Annotated in this window: 28 protein-coding genes; all 28 read left to right on the top strand. The window is 29.6% G+C overall.

Going from position 1 to position 19321, the window contains the following annotated elements:
- Positions 1–41: 41 nt before the first annotated feature.
- The 28 genes from ACMFBB_RS07860 (at position 42) to ACMFBB_RS07725 (ending at position 19317) form a co-directional block, all read left to right on the top strand.
- Entirely contained in the window at positions 42–1958 is a 1917-nt protein-coding gene (locus tag ACMFBB_RS07860) for a hypothetical protein (protein ID WP_435263868.1), read from the top strand.
- Positions 1959–2149: 191 nt separating this feature from the next.
- A complete protein-coding gene (locus ACMFBB_RS07855; protein WP_435263867.1) occupies positions 2150–2611 on the top strand; it encodes a hypothetical protein in 462 nt (153 codons plus the stop codon).
- Between the two features lie 116 nt (positions 2612–2727).
- On the top strand, positions 2728–3237 hold the full coding sequence (locus ACMFBB_RS07850) for an RNA polymerase sigma factor (protein WP_435263866.1): 510 nt from the start codon (positions 2728–2730) through the stop codon (positions 3235–3237).
- A 4-nt stretch (positions 3238–3241) separates the two neighbouring features.
- Positions 3242–3901 (top strand): hypothetical protein, encoded by a 660-nt coding sequence (locus ACMFBB_RS07845; protein ID WP_435263865.1) that lies wholly within the window; start codon positions 3242–3244, stop codon positions 3899–3901.
- Between the two features lie 345 nt (positions 3902–4246).
- Positions 4247–4537 (top strand): hypothetical protein, encoded by a 291-nt coding sequence (locus tag ACMFBB_RS07840; protein WP_435263864.1) that lies wholly within the window; start codon positions 4247–4249, stop codon positions 4535–4537.
- A gap of 9 nt (positions 4538–4546) precedes the next feature.
- Positions 4547–4903, top strand: coding sequence for a hypothetical protein (locus ACMFBB_RS07835; protein WP_435263863.1), 357 nt, complete (start codon positions 4547–4549; stop codon positions 4901–4903).
- Between the two features lie 177 nt (positions 4904–5080).
- Positions 5081–5719: a hypothetical protein gene (locus tag ACMFBB_RS07830; protein ID WP_435263862.1), complete on the top strand. Its 639-nt coding sequence runs from the start codon at positions 5081–5083 to the stop codon at positions 5717–5719.
- A gap of 247 nt (positions 5720–5966) precedes the next feature.
- Positions 5967–6596: a hypothetical protein gene (locus ACMFBB_RS07825; protein ID WP_435263861.1), complete on the top strand. Its 630-nt coding sequence runs from the start codon at positions 5967–5969 to the stop codon at positions 6594–6596.
- 232 nt (positions 6597–6828) lie between these two features.
- Positions 6829–7281, top strand: coding sequence for a hypothetical protein (locus ACMFBB_RS07820; RefSeq protein ID WP_435263860.1), 453 nt, complete (start codon positions 6829–6831; stop codon positions 7279–7281).
- A gap of 228 nt (positions 7282–7509) precedes the next feature.
- Positions 7510–7887 (top strand): hypothetical protein, encoded by a 378-nt coding sequence (locus ACMFBB_RS07815; RefSeq protein WP_435263859.1) that lies wholly within the window; start codon positions 7510–7512, stop codon positions 7885–7887.
- Between the two features lie 97 nt (positions 7888–7984).
- The gene (locus ACMFBB_RS07810) at positions 7985–8596 is read left to right on the top strand and encodes a hypothetical protein (protein WP_435263858.1); all 612 of its coding nucleotides are present in this window, start codon (positions 7985–7987) and stop codon (positions 8594–8596) included.
- A gap of 42 nt (positions 8597–8638) precedes the next feature.
- Positions 8639–8869 carry a hypothetical protein gene (locus tag ACMFBB_RS07805; protein ID WP_435263857.1) on the top strand — a complete coding sequence of 77 codons (231 nt, stop codon included), beginning with the start codon at positions 8639–8641 and terminating at the stop codon, positions 8867–8869.
- A gap of 133 nt (positions 8870–9002) precedes the next feature.
- Positions 9003–10571 (top strand): hypothetical protein, encoded by a 1569-nt coding sequence (locus ACMFBB_RS07800; protein WP_435263856.1) that lies wholly within the window; start codon positions 9003–9005, stop codon positions 10569–10571.
- A 5-nt stretch (positions 10572–10576) separates the two neighbouring features.
- Complete coding sequence (locus tag ACMFBB_RS07795) at positions 10577–11293, top strand: hypothetical protein (RefSeq protein WP_435263855.1); 717 nt, start codon at positions 10577–10579, stop codon at positions 11291–11293.
- A gap of 11 nt (positions 11294–11304) precedes the next feature.
- Positions 11305–11886: a hypothetical protein gene (locus ACMFBB_RS07790; protein WP_435263854.1), complete on the top strand. Its 582-nt coding sequence runs from the start codon at positions 11305–11307 to the stop codon at positions 11884–11886.
- A 3-nt stretch (positions 11887–11889) separates the two neighbouring features.
- The gene (locus ACMFBB_RS07785; RefSeq protein ID WP_435263853.1) at positions 11890–12297 is read left to right on the top strand and encodes a hypothetical protein; all 408 of its coding nucleotides are present in this window, start codon (positions 11890–11892) and stop codon (positions 12295–12297) included.
- A 37-nt stretch (positions 12298–12334) separates the two neighbouring features.
- Positions 12335–12928, top strand: a complete 594-nt coding sequence (locus ACMFBB_RS07780) for a hypothetical protein (RefSeq protein ID WP_435263852.1) — start codon at positions 12335–12337, stop codon at positions 12926–12928.
- Positions 12929–12990: 62 nt separating this feature from the next.
- Positions 12991–13464: a hypothetical protein gene (locus ACMFBB_RS07775; protein WP_435263851.1), complete on the top strand. Its 474-nt coding sequence runs from the start codon at positions 12991–12993 to the stop codon at positions 13462–13464.
- Between the two features lie 2 nt (positions 13465–13466).
- A complete protein-coding gene (locus ACMFBB_RS07770; protein WP_435263850.1) occupies positions 13467–13781 on the top strand; it encodes a hypothetical protein in 315 nt (104 codons plus the stop codon).
- Positions 13774–14673 (top strand): hypothetical protein, encoded by a 900-nt coding sequence (locus tag ACMFBB_RS07765; protein ID WP_435263849.1) that lies wholly within the window; start codon positions 13774–13776, stop codon positions 14671–14673. Before ACMFBB_RS07770 ends, ACMFBB_RS07765 begins: the two co-directional genes overlap by 8 nt.
- Positions 14663–14821 carry a hypothetical protein gene (locus ACMFBB_RS07760; protein WP_435263848.1) on the top strand — a complete coding sequence of 53 codons (159 nt, stop codon included), beginning with the start codon at positions 14663–14665 and terminating at the stop codon, positions 14819–14821. The genes ACMFBB_RS07765 and ACMFBB_RS07760 overlap by 11 nt, the downstream gene beginning before the upstream one ends.
- 8 nt (positions 14822–14829) lie before the next feature.
- Positions 14830–15423: a hypothetical protein gene (locus ACMFBB_RS07755; RefSeq protein ID WP_435263847.1), complete on the top strand. Its 594-nt coding sequence runs from the start codon at positions 14830–14832 to the stop codon at positions 15421–15423.
- Between the two features lie 14 nt (positions 15424–15437).
- The gene (locus ACMFBB_RS07750) at positions 15438–15932 is read left to right on the top strand and encodes a carboxypeptidase-like regulatory domain-containing protein (protein ID WP_435263846.1); all 495 of its coding nucleotides are present in this window, start codon (positions 15438–15440) and stop codon (positions 15930–15932) included.
- Complete coding sequence (locus ACMFBB_RS07745; RefSeq protein ID WP_435263845.1) at positions 15932–16270, top strand: hypothetical protein; 339 nt, start codon at positions 15932–15934, stop codon at positions 16268–16270. Before ACMFBB_RS07750 ends, ACMFBB_RS07745 begins: the two co-directional genes overlap by 1 nt.
- Positions 16257–16760, top strand: coding sequence for a hypothetical protein (locus ACMFBB_RS07740; RefSeq protein WP_435263844.1), 504 nt, complete (start codon positions 16257–16259; stop codon positions 16758–16760). Before ACMFBB_RS07745 ends, ACMFBB_RS07740 begins: the two co-directional genes overlap by 14 nt.
- 2 nt (positions 16761–16762) lie before the next feature.
- Positions 16763–17248, top strand: coding sequence for a hypothetical protein (locus ACMFBB_RS07735; RefSeq protein ID WP_435263843.1), 486 nt, complete (start codon positions 16763–16765; stop codon positions 17246–17248).
- Positions 17249–17261: 13 nt separating this feature from the next.
- Positions 17262–17834: a glycoside hydrolase family 108 protein gene (locus ACMFBB_RS07730; protein ID WP_435263842.1), complete on the top strand. Its 573-nt coding sequence runs from the start codon at positions 17262–17264 to the stop codon at positions 17832–17834.
- Positions 17835–17895: 61 nt separating this feature from the next.
- Positions 17896–19317, top strand: coding sequence for an ArdC family protein (locus ACMFBB_RS07725; protein ID WP_435263841.1), 1422 nt, complete (start codon positions 17896–17898; stop codon positions 19315–19317).
- Positions 19318–19321: the final 4 nt, after the last annotated feature.

The following is a 19321-nucleotide window of genomic DNA, read 5'->3' as shown; positions in this document are numbered from 1 at the left end:
GTTAGCAATAATTTAAAACAAGTGAAATTATCTATAATTGAATGAATAATAAAGTAAAAGAATTAGAAGATATTTTAGGTGTAAAACTTGAGCCGTATGAATATGAAAAACGAGAAAAAAATTCTTATCAAATTTACAAACAGTTTAATCAAGATAAGGATATTCACAAATTATATTTAAACAACCTTCATATTGAAAGTTTTAATAATGTAAACAACATCTTCGGGCTTACAATTAAAGATGCAACTATTAGTAGCTTATCTGAATTATTAAAAATAAAAAACCTTTATCGATTAACATTGGAAAATGTAAGTTTTGAAAATTCAGATAATGAAATAATTCTAAATGAAACTCTTTTAAATATTACTATAAGAAACACAACCTTTAATGCAGTAAGCCTGATAAATTGTATAGCATTAAAGTTTGCTTTTTTTACAAATTGTAAAATTGACCATAGCTATGCTATAAGTGAATTACCTAAAATATATCAATTAGAATTTAATAATTGTAGCTTAGAAAAATTAGAACACTATACTAAACATTCAAATTATTCAAAAAATCATCAATGGCTACGCATTTCAAATATGACTTTTGAAAACATTAATTCATTTATATGTTTTCAGGAAACAAAAAACATAACACTTATAAATTGTAATATAAAATATATAAGTGATTTATATCTATTTGAAAAGCTTGACAGCTTTCATATTGATAGTAATACCAACACTGAATATACAGCTAAAACAACACATAAACATCAAAAAATTTATTGTAAAATATTGCAAAGTGAACAAGTGATTAATTTAAAAAATATCTTTCCAATTATACATTACATTGATAAATTACATTTTGAGAATTTAAAAGTTGATAAATTAGATTTTATTGAGAATTTCATAAATGTAAAATATTTAAGTTTTGACAAATCAGATGTTTATTTAGATTCGTTTTTAGATATTTCTTCAAATATTGAAACTTTAAATCTTCAGGATTCTACATTTAAAAAGACAAAATATTTAACGAAATTCACTAAACTTATAAATATTGAAACCAATTCAGAAACAGGTATTAATAGCCTAAAAGAATTACTTCCTTTAAAAGACCAATTGAAAACTTTTATTTCATTCGATGATGAATTTAAAGATATTGATATTATCAACCAATTTCAACAGTTAGATTTATTAAAAGTTAATGGAGCTGAAAGTAGTAGTTTAAATCAAATTCTATCAATGGAGAATTTAAAAAGTTTATACTTATATATAGATTTTGAAGAAAAAGAGGAAATTACTACTATAAACTTAAAAGAACTAAAAAATATTGAGCGATTAAACCTTTGTAATCATAATGTTAATTATGAAGGTTTTAAACATCTAAAAGAATTAAAGTCTTTGCGTGTAAAGTATGATTTTCAGAAAATAAGTCCATTACCAACGCTGGAAAAGTTAGAACGATTACAAATTGATGGAGAAGAAAAAATAACTTTATCATCAAAAGAATTCCCAAATTTAAAAGAACTATCTATACAAGGAGACAACATAATTAAAATAGAACTAACTAATTTAGAGATTTTAGAATGCCCTTATGTAAAACATTTTAACAGCTTTGGAAAAATGCTAAACTTGAAAAAACTTTATATACAAGACACGGATAAACTTTCAGAAATTTTAACTAACACTCCTAATTTAACGCATTTACGTATTGATGAATTAAAACAAACTAATTTTAGTATTTTAAAATCATTGCAAAAATTAGAATATTTAGATTTTTCAAATGAATATTTAAGTTTAAATGAAAACATTATAGATATTACAGCTTTGAATTATTTACTTAATTTAAAAGAGGTAAATCTTTTTGGATTTAAAAAGTTAGAAAATCAATTAAATAACCCTGAAATTGCCGTATATCGTGGAATAGGTCAAATACACTTTCATATTTATGAAGAAGATGATTTATGGATTTAACAAAGAAAAAACTATTGCTAACAAGGTTTATAGTGCATACCCTTCGGGATACGCACCATACACAAATCGTTGTCTGTCATTCTGAGTCGTGAACAAAAGCTATATTCTTTTAATCAACAAGCTAAATAAATTATAAAAAGTGTGACTTTTTTGAAAGTTTGCGAATAATAAGTAAACGAACTTATTATAATATGGCAACTAGAAAAATTATCGGTATAGCATTTTCATTTATAGGTATTTTATGTAGTATAATCTTCCTATTACAATCAGACTTAAATACTAATTTAAAAGAATATTTTGATTTTTCTTTAAAGAGTTATTTCAGTTTATCATATTTTACTCAAGTTTTGCCACTAATTATTTGCTTAATTCTGTCCTATGGTGGCATCTTGTTAATATTAAAACCTACAAAATCAAACCCTATATTAGCCACATTCGGATTTGCAGTACTAGAAGAAATTGTTTTCAGTTGGTTTGGTATAGTTACTATTTATTTCCCAACTTATATTGTTGCAATATTTTTTTCTTGTGCATTACTTGCATTATGGATTGCTTATTCAGACACTATCAACCAAAAACGTTTATCATTAAAAGAAGGTATTTCTAGTTTAATCCTAGGAACTACAATCACTGCTTTTTCTTATTATTTATAATATTTTTCTAAAAAAGTGTGATTTTTTATCTGCATTGCGAATAATATATTAAACAAAGAGATTTAGTTCCACAATGAATAAATAATTATAAATTACAAAAGTAAAATCACTTACAAATGATGGCAAATAAAAAAGAATATTTCATAGAAACTATAGATGAGCATAAAAATATCATCTATAAAATTGTGAACTCTTATTGCCAAAATAAAGAAGATAGAAAAGATTTAGAACAAGAAATTATTATCCAATTATGGAATTCGTTTGATAATTATAATAGCGATTATAAATATTCAACTTGGATGTATAGAATTGCCCTAAACGTTGCGATCTCTTTTTATAGAAAAGAAAAAAAGTGGTCTATGAAAAATGATTTTTACAATGAAGAATCAATTTTCAAAATAGAAGAAGATACTATTGAAGAGCAAACAGAATTAAATTATCATCTAAAATTATTACAAGAATTCATTCAAAATTTAAACGAACTAAATAAAGCACTAATGCTATTGTATTTAGAAGAGAAAAGTTATGAGGAAATTTCAGAAATACTTGGTATTACTAAAACTAATGTCGCCACAAAAATTAGTAGAATTAAATTAAAATTAAAAAAAAAATTTCAAAATATATAAAATTATGGAAGCAAACGAATTAAAAAATATATTAGCAGCTTACGATTCTAAACTAGATGAAAAATTAAGTTTAAATGTAGCCTCTTTTAAAAGTATCAATTTAGAAAAATCAGAAAAGAGAACACTAAGTATTCTTAAGTACAGAATTATAGAAATTGTAGTTTTTTCTTTATTAGCATTATTTATGGGTAATTATATTGCAAGTAATTGGAGCCAAACACATCTAGCGATAAGCGGAATTATTGTTGGTGTTTTCACACTAATTGCATTAGCGGGCAGTATTGGACAAGTTACCTTATTGCAACAAATTGACTTTGCAAAACCAATAGTTGACATAAGAAAAAAGATAGAATTAGTAAATGCTCACGGATTGTTAATTGTGAAATTAATGTTTTTATTCACCCCAATATGGTGGTCATATATCGTGGTTGCTTACGATTCTTTATTCAACATTGACTTATATGCAAATATGGACGCTGATTTTGTTTTAAAATACCTTATGGTTAATTCCTTATTAATTATCCCGTTAGTTTGGTTTTTAAATAAACTAAATTACAAAAACCTACATGTTAAATGGATAAGAAAAACGATAAGGTTATTTACAGGTTCAAAAACGATGAAAGCTTTAGAGTTTTTAAATGATATTGAGAAGTTTGAAAATTAAAAAATTGCTTTATACAATTATGTTTAGCAGAGTGCTGAGTTTTTCAAAAATATAAAAGAACGATCAGCCAACAACGTATATGAAAAATAGCAGTTAAGAGATAAAATGAAAGTTTGGTTCTTTTCTGTTATCTTTGTTTTTAACTAAAAAGTAGCACACTTAAATCTGCTACTTTTCATATACAAAACCGTTGGCGGTAATTGAAAAACGAGAATGTACTTAATTGGAGAGGAATTTAATGATAGAAGATTTAAACTAATCTACGGGATATTTAAAGATGAATCAGAGGCTCAATCATTTCTAAAAGATACTAAAGGGGATTTGAAAATTGTAAAATTTGAGAATTTGAACTTCCCATTCTTTATCATAGAAGAATTAGAAGGTACAAACCACTTTTATTATCCAGTAAATAAGAAGGAACTGAGGGAGCGAATAGATAGGATTGTACAATTAAATGATTTTAATACAATGTACTTTAATTTATGGAGGATAAACTGTAATGGTTACAATAATAATTATCCCAAAGAACCTTTTCTTAATGGACGTGATTGGCATTTACATTTTATGGATCACGACATTCAACAGATAGACATAGATGGATTTGATAAATATTGGAATGAGATACTAAATGCTTAATTTGTAAAAATGGAATACCCAATTATAACTAAAAAGACAAAATCATTTTTTCCAAATGATGAAATATGCCCAATTTGTAAAACAAACAGAATAACATTGAATTCTGAATTTTATGTTTTGAATGGAGGTGCACTTGAAAAGATAAATAATGATACATCAATCCCTTCTGATATAATGGAAGGATTTTTAAGTGTCCAATACCATTCTGGAGAAAACAGTGAAAATTATGGGTTTAATATAGATATTGTTGACGAATCAAAAGGTGGGCAGTTTGATATTTATTTTTGTTCCACAAATTGTATGAAGGAATTTTTTAATCAACTTATTGATACGATTGAGAAGAAAACTACCGCCAACAAGGTATAAAAATAATAAGGGTTAAGTGCCAAGCCCAAACTTGGCGTATATTAAAAAAGTCCGCCAAATCTAAAATTTGACGATTTATAGAAAATTAACGGTAAAATTGTAAATTTGGCTAAGTGTGAAATCGAAAAGTAAGTGTTTTTTAATCCCTTACTATTCTTATACAAACCGTTAGCTTTAATGCAAAAAAAATGTATAACTCATCAATTACAAGAATATAAAATGCAAAAAATAATCATTCTAATAATAATACTTTTCGCTTATGTGAATGTTTATTCACAGAGTAAAAATTTGAATGATAATTTTAATTATCTGATAAGACAATCTGTGGGCGACCTAAATAAAGATGGTCTATTGGACAAGGCTATCATATCCATGGATACAGTAAACAGAACAAGACCACTTAGACTGCAAATCTTCTTTTCTCAACCAAACGGGATGTCTAAATTATTTTTTTCGTCTACCGAAATAATTGAAGCAATGTACCCTATTGAAAATAATGGGGAGCATAATGGTAATCAAATTCCAGATGTTTATATTGAAGAAGGAAAGTTGCAGTTAGACTTTTACATAAAAGGAAATTCTCGATATGAATTTATATTTAAAAATGGAAAATTTGAGTTAACTTATTTTAGTTATGTTAATTGGGATGGTGTAAATATTACCGAAACAGAATTTAATCTACTAACTGGAAAATACACGAAACAATCTGAAATACACGAAACATCTGAAATTACATTAAAAATTAAGAAAGAAGTACATATAAGACCATTGCCTCAACTTAACAGTTTTAAACCATTTGAAAACGAATTGTACTAAAAGTCAAAAAACTAACAAAATTTATTTAATACAGAAAAATCACTAGAAGATAGTTGAAAATTGAAATGAATGAAAAGGCACTAAAAGCTAACTTAAGATGTATAAAAATAATGCTTAAGTTTAGTCCTAAATCTAAAGGCTAGTGCGATTTTGCTTGCTCTGATTTTCCTATGGAAAATCAGAGCAAGCAAAATCGCACTATTATTATACGTAAACGTTAGCATTCAGTTGAAAAAAAACAGATATTATGGAATACTTTTGTGTCTATTGTCAAAAAAAAAATGACAAACAAGATAGTATATGTTCAGAATGTAAGAATAGACTCATCAAATATGTTGGTATAGAAACTTGTGACATTGAAGTTTTTCATAAAAATGGTACTGAAGGACTATATTATCATTTATGCAAAATAGATGAATATTTTCAATCTGAAATTTGTTTAGACTACTCTTCTCCAAAAATGACAGAAAAGGAATTATTATTTCATAGGAGACGTATTAAATGTCTGAATAAGTGCATAAATCAAATCGACCCGTCAACTTATTCTTTAAAAACAAAAGACGAAATACTTTCTTACCAAGAAGTAGTTAACAAATTTTGGAACAAGCAAATTTCTGAAAAGCAACGTGATAAATTTATAGAGGAATTTAGAGCTGATAAACTATACATCAGTTCTGACTTTAACGAAATTCAAACTTTACTTTTAAACATAATGTCAGAAAAAGAAAGTCTTGATTGGTCTTGGTGGCAATATATGGAGATACACTTTATGGATTTAACTAAATTTATGAATAATGAGAATATTTTAAAAATTATAAGGGAAGATTTTGCGGGAGAAATTAGGTATCCAATTGAAATAAAAAAACCGAAATACTAACTTAAGAAGTATAAAAATAATAAGGGTTAAGTGCCAAACCAAAAGTTGATGCATATTAACAAAGTCCGCCAAATTTACAATTTGACGGTTTAAAGAAAATTAACGATTAAATTGTAAATTTGGCTAAGTGCTAAAACAGAAAGTAAGCGCATTTTAATCCTTTACTATTCTTATACAAACCGTTGTGTGCCATTTGAAAGAACAGAATGAAAAAAGAAATAAGAGAGAAATAATGAAAAAAAATCTTATATTATTGTTTTTAGTATCTTCTATTTTGTCTTGTAAATTAAATATTAAGCAAAAAGAAGAGAATATTGAAAGTCAAAAAGAATCAATAAATGAAATAATTATCCATACTTGTGGAGGAGAGGGAGGAGTAAGTGATATTTATATTTTTAATAAAGATTCTATTTCTCATCATTTTTATCTTGCAGTAGATACAACAAAGAACATAAATAAAAATATTGCTAATAATAAATATAAATGGAAAAGTTTGGTAAATAAGGTGGATTTAGCAACATTTAAAAAGTTAACTAACGGAAAAAGTTATAAGGAAGTTGATGGAACAGATATAGAGATTAGTGTAAAAACAAAGAAGGGAAAAGAGTATAAATTCATAAATGGAGAAGGAAATAAAGAATGGGATTCTATTTACAAAGAATTTAGAAGACAAATAAGAAAATAAAAAACGAACACACAACATTGAGTGTATAGCAATGTTAATCAAGTCTTTGTCTTTTTAGTTTTGATTTTTTATAAAATTTAGTTATTAACCGAAAATTTAGGTTAATTTATTAGCAACAGTACATATCCTCCACTGTTAAAATAAAACACATACTTACCACAAAACACCTTTTTCAAGGTGTTTTTTTATGTCCGAGATTTAAGTAAGAAAATATTATACAAAAGTAAAATGAAATATAAGTCACAAGGCTATAAAACAAAAAAATGCGGACAAACAGTATTGTCTATGATAACAGGAAAGTCAGTTACTGAAATTTGTAAGCTTTTAAACAAAGAAGAATCTACAAATATTATTAAAGATTTAAAACCTTTTTTAGAATCCAATGGATATGATACTTCATATAAAAAAGTTAGGACTTTTGAAGACGTTCCAAATAACTCAATTGTATTGTTAGAGTTTCCTGATGAAAGTATAAATGGTCATTTTACTTTAAAGGTAGATAATGAATTTTATGACCCAAGTGTGGGGGTTATTTCAAAATATAATAAAGAAACTAGATTACCTCATTCGTATTTAAATTTCAAAAAAAAACCACTCAAAAATTGAGTGGAAAATTGCTATGAAAAAGAAACTTAGAACGTCTTCTAAGTAATATCAAAACTAAAGAAAATAAATTAATATTAAAAATAGAATTAAAAAAATCATGAAAATTACACAAAGAGAAAACGGTAATATTATTATTCAGGACAATCAAAATAACATAAAAGCGATCATGCCGTATATGTTTATTTTTCCACATCCAAGAATAGGAAACTCAATTCTTATTAATGCTTCAGGAAGTGCAACAGATGAAAACAATTCTTTTGAGGTAAGCGTTGAAAAGGGAGTGTTTTTAAATGGAAATAAGATAACAAACATTGAAGGTTTATTTGACTCAATAGCAAAAAACATTCAATTAAATGGAACTAAAAATACTGAGCCTAAACAAAATACTGATCCTCAAAAAGATGTTTTTGATACAATTACAGATTTTGAAACCATGTATAATTTTGCTAAAGCTTTCAATTCTCATACATTTCCTATAATAAAAGACAGCAACGGTAAAATTGTTAAAGAGGACTATCTTTTACAATTTACAACAGTCGTACTAACAATTCAGCTATCGTATTATTATTTTTCTGAAGCCCCTAATAAAATCTCTCATATTTCAATGGGCGGTAATATATCTAATATAGCATTTCCAGTAAAAACCTATCAGTATGGGGCTAATAATGTATTAACGCACACCTATGAGTCTTATACTTGGCAACGATAATAAATACTTTAATAACCTAAGAACACCCCTTTTTTTTAAATCATGATTACAACAATAGAAATTAATAAGATCAAACCGCTTTTGAAAAAGAACAAATTTTATAATTTTTTTATTGACCATGTTACCACTTTTGATGCAATGAAGCGAGAGATAAGCGAAATTGTAGCAGAAAACAGAAATTTACCGCAAGAACAAGCTTTAAATATTAGAATTTTTAGAATAAAAGAAGTAAGGAAATTTATACAGAATAATGATTTACAGGAGTTTTTTTAGGTTGATTTAAAGTGTTTTATCTACATTTTAATTCCTTTATTTTCTCTAAGGTTTCCCTAGCCTGAGTAGCTTGTTTTAGCTTCAAAGTAAACAAAAGTATCAGATTATTATTGCCTCTCCAAAGCAATACTAATTGAGTCCAGAAGCAATAAACACATTACTATATAGACCCTTAAAATCGGGCATTGAGTTTAAAAACTTAATGCCCTTTAGTGATTGTAGTAGTGTGTTATTAGCCAACGGAGACACAAAAACAGCCATTGATAATATGGCAATGTGGTCTAATAAGTATAAGCATCAGACTAAAATCCTCGCTGAGAAAAAGTTCAAACAATTTTCTTTCAATAATTTAAGCAAGGAGCTCCACAGTTTTTTATACCATCATTTTCAATATAAATTGGATGGATACGAGCAAAAACTCCGAAGCCCTGCCTGTTCTTGGTCGACTAGATCAGAAGGAATTGATTGTAAAAGCTATAGCATTTTTGCAAGCACTGTGCTTTTAAATCTTGGGGTGTCGCATTATCTACGCAGAATAATAGCTAATCAAGGCGAGGATTACAGTCATGTTTATGTTATAGTACCAAAAAATCAAAAGACCAAAAACGTAAAAGACGGTTATTATACTATTGATGGTACAGTAAAATTTACTGAAGAAGTAAATTACTACAAAAAAGATGATGTTTTTGTTACTCCAAGATCAAATTACACACTAAATGGTGCTATAAGTGGTGCTTTGGCAAACTCTGCTGGAAAAGTAATAACAGTCGTTGGTGATCTACTTATTAAAGGGTTATTAAATGAACTTTTAGGTTGTGATGATGCTGATTTTGAAGCCCCTATTGTACGTTTAAAATTAAAACGCGATTTACAAGAACCTCTTTCAAGAAAGCTAAAAAACCTAGGGCATGCTATTAGTATAAATAATGGCGTACGTGTTGAGCATATATTTAATAGTATTTTAAAAGAAATTGATTTAGGGATTGCTCATTTAAGAAATGAAACTGCCTATTCTCAAAGAGATCAGTGCATTGCTCAAACATTATCTACTGCTTTAAAATATGCTGAAGAAGTTAAAAAGGTAGTCGATATTTTTTACTTAAACTTCAAAAAGAACTACTCACACTTTAACATAAGAGAGTTTCAAGGACAGGCTAACGTTAATGAACGAACACTGTATTTCGTTGTAGAAAATAACTCTAACCCTATTAGGGCTCCGTATAGATTTATAAAAGTTGAAAGAGACAAAAACGAATATGGTATTGAGCCAGTTTTTGGCTTTGAAGTAAATCATTTAGAATGGTTAGCAAACAATGTTACTCATTTAAAAACTACTTATAAAGACGGTAGAGAAAAAGCGTATAAGAAAGAGATTACTCCTTTGCTGAATCAAGCTATTGAGCTAAGAGAGAAATACGAAATAGGTGGTGAAATGCTATACTATTTTGAACAACCAATTCAGGCAAAAATGAATGATGTTTGGTTAAAATATGATGATAAATATTCAGAGTTTCTAAAAGACAGAGCATCAAAAAACTACCAAGCAAATCAAATCGCATTAGAAGCTTATCAAGCTCGTTACACTAAAGAAATAGAAGAAAATCGTTTAGCAAAAAAACGAAAAAAAGATAAAATGCAGTTAGGTGTTGGCTTAGTCATTACCGCAGCATTACTATTCGCTATAAACCATGAAAAAGAATAAGAATTATGTACTATACAGTAGGAGGCTCTGGCTCACTTAATGGATGGTTTGACGGTTTTTGTCCGTCAAACGGAATTGCTGACAGATTAAACAAACAATCAGCGGGTGTTTGGGCACAACACAAAGAAACGAAATCAAAATTAGAAGCTCTTAAAAATGGAGCACAAGCAGCCGAATGGGAAAGCTTAAAAACCCAAGTGCGTAAACTTGATGATCAGCTTAAAGACTTAAATAGAGATTTAGAAAAAGAAAACGCAATTGCATCCGCTATTGGCGTTGATATGACAGGATTAGGAGCTTGGTGCAATGGTGCGGTTTCAAAAAGAAAAAAGGCGGAAGCCTCTTTAAGAGCTGCAGAAAAAGCACTTGGTATTGTAAAAGGAGCTATGACAACCTTACAAAACCAACAAACACAAGGAATCAAAGAGGCTTCAGTTGTAATCAAAGAAAATAGCATCAAAATTGAAGCTGTTAAAAATGAGATTAGAAAGGTGCAAACCAAAATAGAGGTTTACAAGGCTAAAAGAGATCATGAGCAAAAAGAATTAGCGAACACTACAGATGAAAAAAAAGTAGCTGTAAAATCTGATTTAATGGGGAAAGTAAAAGAAAATGCTCCTTTAATTATTGCAGGAGTTGCCGTATTAACAGCTGGATATTTCTATGTAAAGAAAAATAAAAAAAGTAAAAAAAAGGCTACTCCTAAAGCAGTAGTAGCTTAAAAAATGACGCTATGAATTATAAGAAACGTTTAATGTTAGAATCTGCAACAACTGGAACAAATCCTGTTTTAGCTGGAGGTTTTAACGATGGAACTGGTATCTCAATAGATATTCCTGATTTCAATTTTGACAACCCTATAGGGATAGATACTCCTGATTTCAACCATGATACCCCTTCAGGTACAGGTACTTCAACAAATACCTCTACAGGTACAGGTACAGGTACAGGAGGTGGTTTTTTTAGTGGTTTTAACCTTAATGGTTTATTAAACACCTTATTAAAAGGAGGTATGACTTGGGCGCAAATTGAAGCCGCAAAAAACGGTAAAGATGTGTACGTGCAAGGCTCTGGAGGAAATAAAGAAAACATCACTCCAATGCTTATTTCTAAGTTTAATGAACAAGCAGCAGCTCAACAAAAAACCACTACAGAGATTTTAAAAACCATGCAGGCTCAAATGTCTCTAAACAACGCTAATGCTCCTGCTAAAAAAGATAACACATTAAAATATATTGGTATTGGTGTTGGTGCATTGGTATTAGTTGGTGGTGGTATTTTATTAATTAACAGTAACAAAAAGAAAAGTAAATAAATTATGAAAAAGAAAGCGATTGAACAAACATTGGTTAGAGCTTCAGCACTAACAGTTGGTGCCGCAACTTCTCGTGTAGTAGCAGATAAGTTACCTATAAAAAATAAGCATTTAAAACGAGGAGCTTTGGTCTTATCGGGTCTTTTAGGAGCCGCCTTCATAGAGCGTAACTCTACTAGTAAAGCATTTGTACAAGATATGGCTGAAGGGGTAGTAGCTACCCAAGCTGCGTATTGGATAAAAGATGTACTAGGAGAAAAGTTTAAAGAAAATTCTCTTGTAACTACTGCCTTAGGAAATCCAGTTGGTAGTTACAGTAACCCTGTAGAGTTTAGAATGGGTTATGCAAACTTAAATCAAGAACAAAATACAATTGATACGTCCTATCAAGATGTAACATTTGAAATGTAAAATTTTATTCACACAAAAATTAAAAATAAAAAAGAAGATGAATTATTTATTAAACAAAGAAGGATTATTAAGAGCAATGGTGTTTTTCAAACAAAGAAATGATGAAAAACCTATATTTTCTACTGGAGATCAAATCAAACCTATTCCATCAGAACTTTATGTAAACAAAGAAATTAATGTTGCAGGAGGTAAAGTTTCTTTATTAATTGGATCAACTGACAATGAAATTGGAGTTACCAATTTTGATGGAAATAAGTTAGACGATGGAAGGGCTTTTGCTGTTGATGGTATCAGTTTTAAATTTGGAATAGCTAAATCAGGCACAAAACCTTACAACGTAGATTTTGCAACTGGAGTTACTAAAGCTCAAAAGGCAGCTTTCCAATTTGCTAACATTGTATTAAAGCAAAATAATGAAATCTTAGTGCGCTTACCTATTTCTTCCATTGAAAACGGAAAGCAAGAGTTTAGTGAGTACAGAGACTTAGATTTAACTTTAATTGCTCCAAAAACAAAAGTAGAGGTTGAAATTGAATTTCCTGATGAAGTAGCAGCACCTACTTTAACAGCTGGTAACTCTATTTTCATTTCTGCTGTTTTTAGAGGTTACGAGTCGTACCAAAGAAGATAAAAATCACTTTTCCATTAACAAACCTTACGTTTTAAGAGCGTAAGGTTTTTAATCCAAATCACATGTTAAGAGTATATCATAGAGTAAAAGTAAATACAGCACTTTTAGATTTAGAAAACTATACCCCCAAAGATCTGTCAAGTCCATTTGCTGATTTTTTAAAAAATCATACTAGAACTACATTGCCAGCAGGAAATGTTGTTGGAGTAACATTTAATGACTATTCACAAACTACTCCTGTTATTGCTAACCTACCGCCAAGTGGAGGTAATCAGCTTTTTTCTCCACAAATTATGCCTTTGTGGTCGCAAACTGATATTAGAATGTTAGATTCTCAAAACAGAGAAATAACCACAGAAACTGATATAAGTGATTATCGTCATAAATCAGGTGGTCATGTTGATGGTTTTAAGAATATTGACATGAAAAACGATGCTGATGCAGTAATCAGAATAGAGTGGGAAACCATAGGTAAAAAACCTATTTGTGGGGAGTTTGTTTTTATAATTGAGCAAGAAGATTGCGAATGTAGTTAGTTATGAACAAAGCATTATTTGTAACAGCTAACCATGATAGTGATTTTGAAATTGATATTTCAAAATTACCCGACTGCAAAAATGGGGTGTATCAAATTGAAATATTTGTACCTAAAAATAGTATGCCTTTGCTCAATAAAGACGGTTCAAACCAATTTATCCGAGAAGACATTTGCCCTTTTAAAATAGAATCAACTGTTCCGATTATAAACGGGATTTTAAGATTCGAATTTAAAGAACGTAGTAATTCACTAACAAGAAACTCAAAAAAACAAGCAATAGTAAGGTATTTGTATTGCGCAAGTAATAATGAATAACAACTTATCAAAAATATTATCAGATCATTTACAAGCAGGGAATAATAATGCTTTAAGAGTACAAAATAAGAGCTCACGATTATCAAAAGGAGCAGCAGCAACAAATAAGTTTGCTTTTACTCTTCAAGATGTTATTCACAAGTTTGGTAGTGTTGATAATCTTTTAAATGAGTTACCTGGTAAGGGGTTTACTTCAGGGGTGAAATTTACGTTGGTTAAAATTTATTCCAATAATAATAAAAGTACTTCTCATACACTTCAAGAAATAACAAAGGATTTAACGGAAAAAGCAATGAAAGATACCCCAATCACATCCAATCCAGCACAGCATCAACAACCAAATTTCACCCAACAAGGCTATCCTAATTTTAGTTTAGGAAATGTTCTAGGCGCACCTGAATTAATTAATAATATGGTGGAAGCTAAAAGAAGTAAGGATTATCAAACAAGAGCTGAACAGGCAGAAGAAAAGTTAAAAGATGCTAATTCTGAGAATAGAATTTTAAAAGAAAAATTAGCTGCTTTAGAAATCAAATTAGCAACTGTTAAAGACAAATCAGATTTAGAAAGAGAACGTGATAAACTTGATCGTAAAGGATTTTTAGAAACTGAGGCAGGAAATACGATGATGGAAACTTTAGGTAAAATAATCCCTAAAGTAATAGAGTCAGTTACCCAGCCAAATGGAACAATACCACAAACACCAAATGTTTTAGGTACTCCAGGTATTGAGGTTTCTGAGATAAAAAGTATGGTTATTAAAAAAATCCAATCTCAAAGTTTTAGTGATGATCAAACAAACTTACTGAATTATATACTTGATAATTGGGAGCAAAATTTTATCGAAGGAATTATGAATTTAATTAATAAAAGAGAAGAAAATGCCAATTAAAACAAAAGAAGAAGCTTTAGAAAAATTAAGTAATCTAGACCCTAAAGTATTAATACGCATGGCTGATTTATCTGATAATAAAAAGGCTATTAAATACTTTAAATGTCCTCTTAAATATGCTGTGGTAAAAGGCTATTTAAACAAATAAGAGTTGCTATGAAAAAGAAAACTAGTTTGTCGAAAAAAGTAGGGGAAATTGCTTCCAAAAAGAATGTGAAAAAGACACTAAAAAAAGCGAACGATGCCAGCAATTTTATTGTTGAAAACAAAAATGCTTTTCTTGTTGTTGGAGGATTAGTTTTAGGTTTTTTAGTTATTAGGCAAGTTAAAAAAGGTATTTCTTCAGTAGGAGAAGTTTTTAAATCTGATGAAGTTGATTTTATAAAACCTGAAATTAATCCCTCTATAAAAAACGTAACAATTACCAGTGATCAAGCAGTAAATCTAGCTAAATCTTTACTTGATGCATTTAATCACACATCATTTATTGGTTCTCGTGCAACTGACGAAGAAAAAGTAAAAGAAACTTTTGAGCATATAAAAACTGGAGATGATTTTAAGCTTGTTTATAATGCTTTTGGAGAAAGAAAAAGATTTGGAGGTGGTACGCCTACATTTTATTTAGATAAAAAAGTTGCTGATGCATACGATTTAATTTACTGGTTAAAAGAAGAGCTTGATTCTTATTGGGATAAAGAAGTTTATGACCTGGTAAAAGAAAGAGTAACCAGCGCAGGATTAATATTTTAAAAAAGAAAAAGAAAATGAGTAACCCAATTTTAGGACTAGCGTGTCCTGGTCCACAAATCAAGACTACTTTTAGTCCAAAAGAAAAACAATGTGGTTGTCAAACTATGCAACCTACCAAACTACCACCTATAAAATATGGCGACCCTATTAATACCCTTGATGATTATAGTTCATTAATTATTGATAGCATTACTGGAAATGCTTTTGATACCCAAGTGCATATTTTAAACCTCAATAACGGTCAAGGAACAGTAACAGGGGCTAACGGTCAATTTGTTATTAAAGCTTCACCTTCTGATCAGTTAAAGATTACACATGTAGGTTATGGAGAAGTAATTGTTACCGCTTCTGACTTAACGGATAAAATTGTTTTAAATGAAGCTTCTGAAAATTTAGACGAAGTAGTAATTGGCTCAAAAAGTAAGAATGGAGGACTTGTCTTATTAGGATTAGCTGCTGTTTTTGCGGTGGTCTATGCGAGTTCTGATGATGATAAAAAATCAAGCTAATGTTTATAGATTTTTTACTCAAACACTGGGAAACTATCGTTCAGATGGTGGGTGCTGCTTTTCTTTTTCTGCTAGGGCGAAAATCAAGAAAAGTTACTGATAAAGAAGCTGAGTTTTTAGCATATATGAAAAAGCTAGAAACCTATGAGCTTGAATTTTCTTTGAAAACAGAGATGCTAGAGAGTCTTAAAAAAGATTATGAATCACGTTATGTAATGATGGAAAAAAATTTAGCAAAAGCTGTTACTCAAAATCACAAGTTAGAATCAATTATCAAGTCTCTTGAAAATACTATTTCGCAATATGAACAAAAATTTGGAACTCTTGAAAGCACTTAAAATCTTCCTTTATGCTGTCCTTGTTATTTTAGTTTTTACGGCTTGTGCTTCTACAAAGCACAAGCTTGTAAAAACTTCAAATATTCAAAAAGATACGCTTATAGCTAAAAAAGAACGTGTTGAAATTAAAACCATAAATCAACCAATTAGTGATTATGTGTTTATTCCTCTTGAAACTGGAAACCTTAAAATTGATAGCGTACTCAGTAAGCGACTTTCCAATTTTAAAACCTATAAGAAAAGTGGAAATAACAGCTATAAAATTACGTATAAGAAAAAGCGTAAAGGATTTGCGATAACCAGTAAAGTAGGGGGAACTGAGAATTCCCTGGTTAAAAAAAATGATACTTTAAAAAAGATTGAAAATAAGGAGATCGCTACCAAGCAAACAACGGTCATAGTTAAATATAGAGTGCCTTATTGGTTATGGATTGTTTTTATCATCCTCATGGCTTCGGTATATGTTTTATCTAAACTTAGAATCCTATAAGCATGAAAACAAAATCACTTGTGTTTATAGGGGCTAGTATTGCTGTTATCTCTTTAGCTGTAATGGGCATCAACAAAAAAGAAGAAATAGAGCGAATAGTAAGCCTATTACAGTTCAAACTTACAAGTGTCAAAAACTTTAAGTTTTCATTAAAACAGTTCTCAATGGATTTAGGCATTAGAGCTGTTAACCCTTCGAGTGAAGATTTAAGTATAAATACAGGATTTGTGAAAGCGAAAGTAATTCGAGTGTATGAAAAAAAGACTGGAAAATTACTCGCTTTTTCAAACCTTGATACTTCTAAAATTGAGCTTCCTAGTGGTGGTTTTTATGACCTCCCTTCTATATACGTTGAAATACCTTCTTTAACGGGCGCACAGTATTTATTAAATGAATTATCTGGTAAAGACACAAAAGACTTAATAGATAAATTTTCCTTTGAATTAGATATTTCAGCTATAGGAAATACAACTACAATTAAATTTTAAAAAGAAGAAGAAAATGGCAAGCTATGATAAGTTTAAAGACTCAATAGAGCAAGCTGAAGGCGGTTATCAAAACTTTGTTGAAGATAACGGGAATTTTAATTCCAGAAGAGAAAGAGTAGGAACAAATCACGGTATTTCTGCTAGGTTTTACGAGCAGGTTATTGGTTTTCCTCCAAGTGTAGAAGATATGCAAGCAATTACTAAAAATGAAGCGCATGTGCTTTTTAAAAATGAGTTTTGGGACAAGGTAAAAGCAGACGAGATACAAAGTCAACCAGTTGCCGAAACAATTGTAGATCATGCAATCAATGCAGGAACTGGAGCAGCTGGAAAAATTGTTCAAGAAACTTTAAATAAGCACTTCGGAAAAAGGTTGAGAGTTGATCGCAGTATTGGAATCAAAACAGTTAGAGCAATTAATTCAGTTGAGCCTGTTCTTTTATTTGAAAAAATTTCAATTGCTCGTTTAGAAGACTATGAAAAAAAATCAACCTATAAAAGATTTGGGCATGCCTGGAGAACTAGAGTGTATGATTTAGCTAAGAAGTTTGGAGTAGAAATTAAAAAAAAAAGACAACGCTTCTAGTTATAGGAATTTTAGGGGCTACGATTGCAGGATATTTTATGTATAAAAACTATAAAAGTTAATGAGTACAACAAGTAAATTTCAAGAATTACACAACAAAGAAGTTGAAAGAAGTTTCTTAATAAATCTATTACAAGAAGCTAAGAAAGAGAAGAACACTAATGTTGTGTATCGGGTTTCTAAAATACTACACGAAAATCCTAACGACCTTGTTTTTACGTTACAAATCAAACAATACAACAAAGCTTCAGCCAACAATGCTAGTTTGGCTGAAGCTTTAACTGCTAATGGAACTTTAAAAAAAGGATGGAGCTTTAAAAATGGATCAGTAGTTAAAACCACCAATTCATTGCAGGCTAAAAGCGACGAACAATTTATAACTCCTGATGTTTTAGCAGGCTTAGAGTATATCGAGGCAGATGATCAAGAACTTAAAACAGCCCTTGGAAAAGCGGTAACTCCTAAAGAGATATACAAAATGATTACCGAAAAGGTTATTCAAGGTGTTGAAAAAGTGAAAGGAAACCCAGCTATGCCATGGGATAAAAACTTTATGGCTAAAGGAGGTTATTTGATACCGTATAACTTTGATACTAAAAAACCATACAGGGGTGTAAACATTCTATTGCTTAAAAATGGAAATCCCTATGCTGGTTTTAATAATCCCTATTTTTTGACTTTTAACCAGGTTAAAAAGTTGAAAGGAAAAGTTAAACCAAAATCTAAAGGTGCCACAGTTATTTACTTCACAAGGTTGTACACGTTTAACGACCAGAAGAAGAAGAAAAGTTTCTCTACCTATAAAAAGGATAAAATGACTGCATTTTTTAAATCGAATGGATATGATCTTAAACAGTTTGATTTTTTGGTAAAAATCATTCCTATTTTAAAATATTACAAAGTGTACAATGGATCAGATATTGAAGGAATTGATTTTGGATTAGATAAATTAACACCTATTGAAAAAGCAAAATTTGGTTTTGTTGCTCCAAGTAAAGCAAGACACAACCAGGGTAAAAATCAAATAGCTGAATTAATACTAAAAAATCTACCAAATCCAAGAGTAAAAATAGAACATAAAGAAAACGGAGCTTTTTATTCATCGGTTAGAGACGTTTTAAACATGCCTAAATTTGAAGCTTTTGATTCTGCGAATGATTACTATAGAATCTTGTTTCATGAGCTTATACATTCTACAGGACACCCAAATAGATTAGATAGAGAGCTTGGCAATAAATTTGGTACGCCTAAGTATGCTAAAGAAGAATTAATTGCTGAATTTGGGGCGGTGTTTTTATCAGCACAAGCGGGTATTTTATGGCACACACATAAAGACCATGAAAAGTACATTAAAAACTGGCTTTATGCTATTTCTTTAATGGAAAAAGATAACACTCTTCTTATGAGAAGTGCAACTGCTGCACAAAAAGCGGCTGACTTTTTACTTCAGGTAGAATCAAGCTGGAAAACCAAAATTTTATAAAGAG

This window comes from Tenacibaculum sp. nBUS_03 (genome assembly GCF_051201695.1).
Taxonomy (GTDB): domain Bacteria; phylum Bacteroidota; class Bacteroidia; order Flavobacteriales; family Flavobacteriaceae; genus Polaribacter.
Note: the sequence above shows the minus strand (reverse complement) of the source record. Positions and strands in the feature narration are given on the sequence as shown.

Excerpts from the sequence above, each read along its gene's own strand:
- ACMFBB_RS07730 (WP_435263842.1), top strand. The coding sequence starts at position 17,262 with ATGGCAAGCTATGATAAGTTTAAAGACTCAATAGAGCAAGCTGAAGGC.
- ACMFBB_RS07835 (WP_435263863.1), top strand. The coding sequence starts at position 4,547 with ATGGAATACCCAATTATAACTAAAAAGACAAAATCATTTTTTCCAAAT.
- ACMFBB_RS07760 (WP_435263848.1), top strand. The coding sequence starts at position 14,663 with ATGCCAATTAAAACAAAAGAAGAAGCTTTAGAAAAATTAAGTAATCTA.
- ACMFBB_RS07785 (WP_435263853.1), top strand. The coding sequence starts at position 11,890 with ATGAAAAAGAAAGCGATTGAACAAACATTGGTTAGAGCTTCAGCACTA.
- ACMFBB_RS07725 (WP_435263841.1), top strand. The coding sequence starts at position 17,896 with ATGAGTACAACAAGTAAATTTCAAGAATTACACAACAAAGAAGTTGAA.
- ACMFBB_RS07845 (WP_435263865.1), top strand. The coding sequence starts at position 3,242 with ATGGAAGCAAACGAATTAAAAAATATATTAGCAGCTTACGATTCTAAA.
- ACMFBB_RS07780 (WP_435263852.1), top strand. The coding sequence starts at position 12,335 with ATGAATTATTTATTAAACAAAGAAGGATTATTAAGAGCAATGGTGTTT.
- ACMFBB_RS07750 (WP_435263846.1), top strand. The coding sequence starts at position 15,438 with ATGAGTAACCCAATTTTAGGACTAGCGTGTCCTGGTCCACAAATCAAG.
- ACMFBB_RS07830 (WP_435263862.1), top strand. The coding sequence starts at position 5,081 with ATGCAAAAAAAATGTATAACTCATCAATTACAAGAATATAAAATGCAA.
- ACMFBB_RS07795 (WP_435263855.1), top strand. The coding sequence starts at position 10,577 with ATGTACTATACAGTAGGAGGCTCTGGCTCACTTAATGGATGGTTTGAC.
- ACMFBB_RS07850 (WP_435263866.1), top strand. The coding sequence starts at position 2,728 with ATGATGGCAAATAAAAAAGAATATTTCATAGAAACTATAGATGAGCAT.
- ACMFBB_RS07745 (WP_435263845.1), top strand. The coding sequence starts at position 15,932 with ATGTTTATAGATTTTTTACTCAAACACTGGGAAACTATCGTTCAGATG.
- ACMFBB_RS07825 (WP_435263861.1), top strand. The coding sequence starts at position 5,967 with ATGGAATACTTTTGTGTCTATTGTCAAAAAAAAAATGACAAACAAGAT.
- ACMFBB_RS07765 (WP_435263849.1), top strand. The coding sequence starts at position 13,774 with ATGAATAACAACTTATCAAAAATATTATCAGATCATTTACAAGCAGGG.
- ACMFBB_RS07735 (WP_435263843.1), top strand. The coding sequence starts at position 16,763 with ATGAAAACAAAATCACTTGTGTTTATAGGGGCTAGTATTGCTGTTATC.
- ACMFBB_RS07775 (WP_435263851.1), top strand. The coding sequence starts at position 12,991 with ATGTTAAGAGTATATCATAGAGTAAAAGTAAATACAGCACTTTTAGAT.
- ACMFBB_RS07770 (WP_435263850.1), top strand. The coding sequence starts at position 13,467 with ATGAACAAAGCATTATTTGTAACAGCTAACCATGATAGTGATTTTGAA.
- ACMFBB_RS07815 (WP_435263859.1), top strand. The coding sequence starts at position 7,510 with ATGAAATATAAGTCACAAGGCTATAAAACAAAAAAATGCGGACAAACA.
- ACMFBB_RS07855 (WP_435263867.1), top strand. The coding sequence starts at position 2,150 with ATGGCAACTAGAAAAATTATCGGTATAGCATTTTCATTTATAGGTATT.
- ACMFBB_RS07820 (WP_435263860.1), top strand. The coding sequence starts at position 6,829 with ATGAAAAAAAATCTTATATTATTGTTTTTAGTATCTTCTATTTTGTCT.
- ACMFBB_RS07790 (WP_435263854.1), top strand. The coding sequence starts at position 11,305 with ATGAATTATAAGAAACGTTTAATGTTAGAATCTGCAACAACTGGAACA.
- ACMFBB_RS07810 (WP_435263858.1), top strand. The coding sequence starts at position 7,985 with ATGAAAATTACACAAAGAGAAAACGGTAATATTATTATTCAGGACAAT.
- ACMFBB_RS07860 (WP_435263868.1), top strand. The coding sequence starts at position 42 with ATGAATAATAAAGTAAAAGAATTAGAAGATATTTTAGGTGTAAAACTT.
- ACMFBB_RS07805 (WP_435263857.1), top strand. The coding sequence starts at position 8,639 with ATGATTACAACAATAGAAATTAATAAGATCAAACCGCTTTTGAAAAAG.
- ACMFBB_RS07755 (WP_435263847.1), top strand. The coding sequence starts at position 14,830 with ATGAAAAAGAAAACTAGTTTGTCGAAAAAAGTAGGGGAAATTGCTTCC.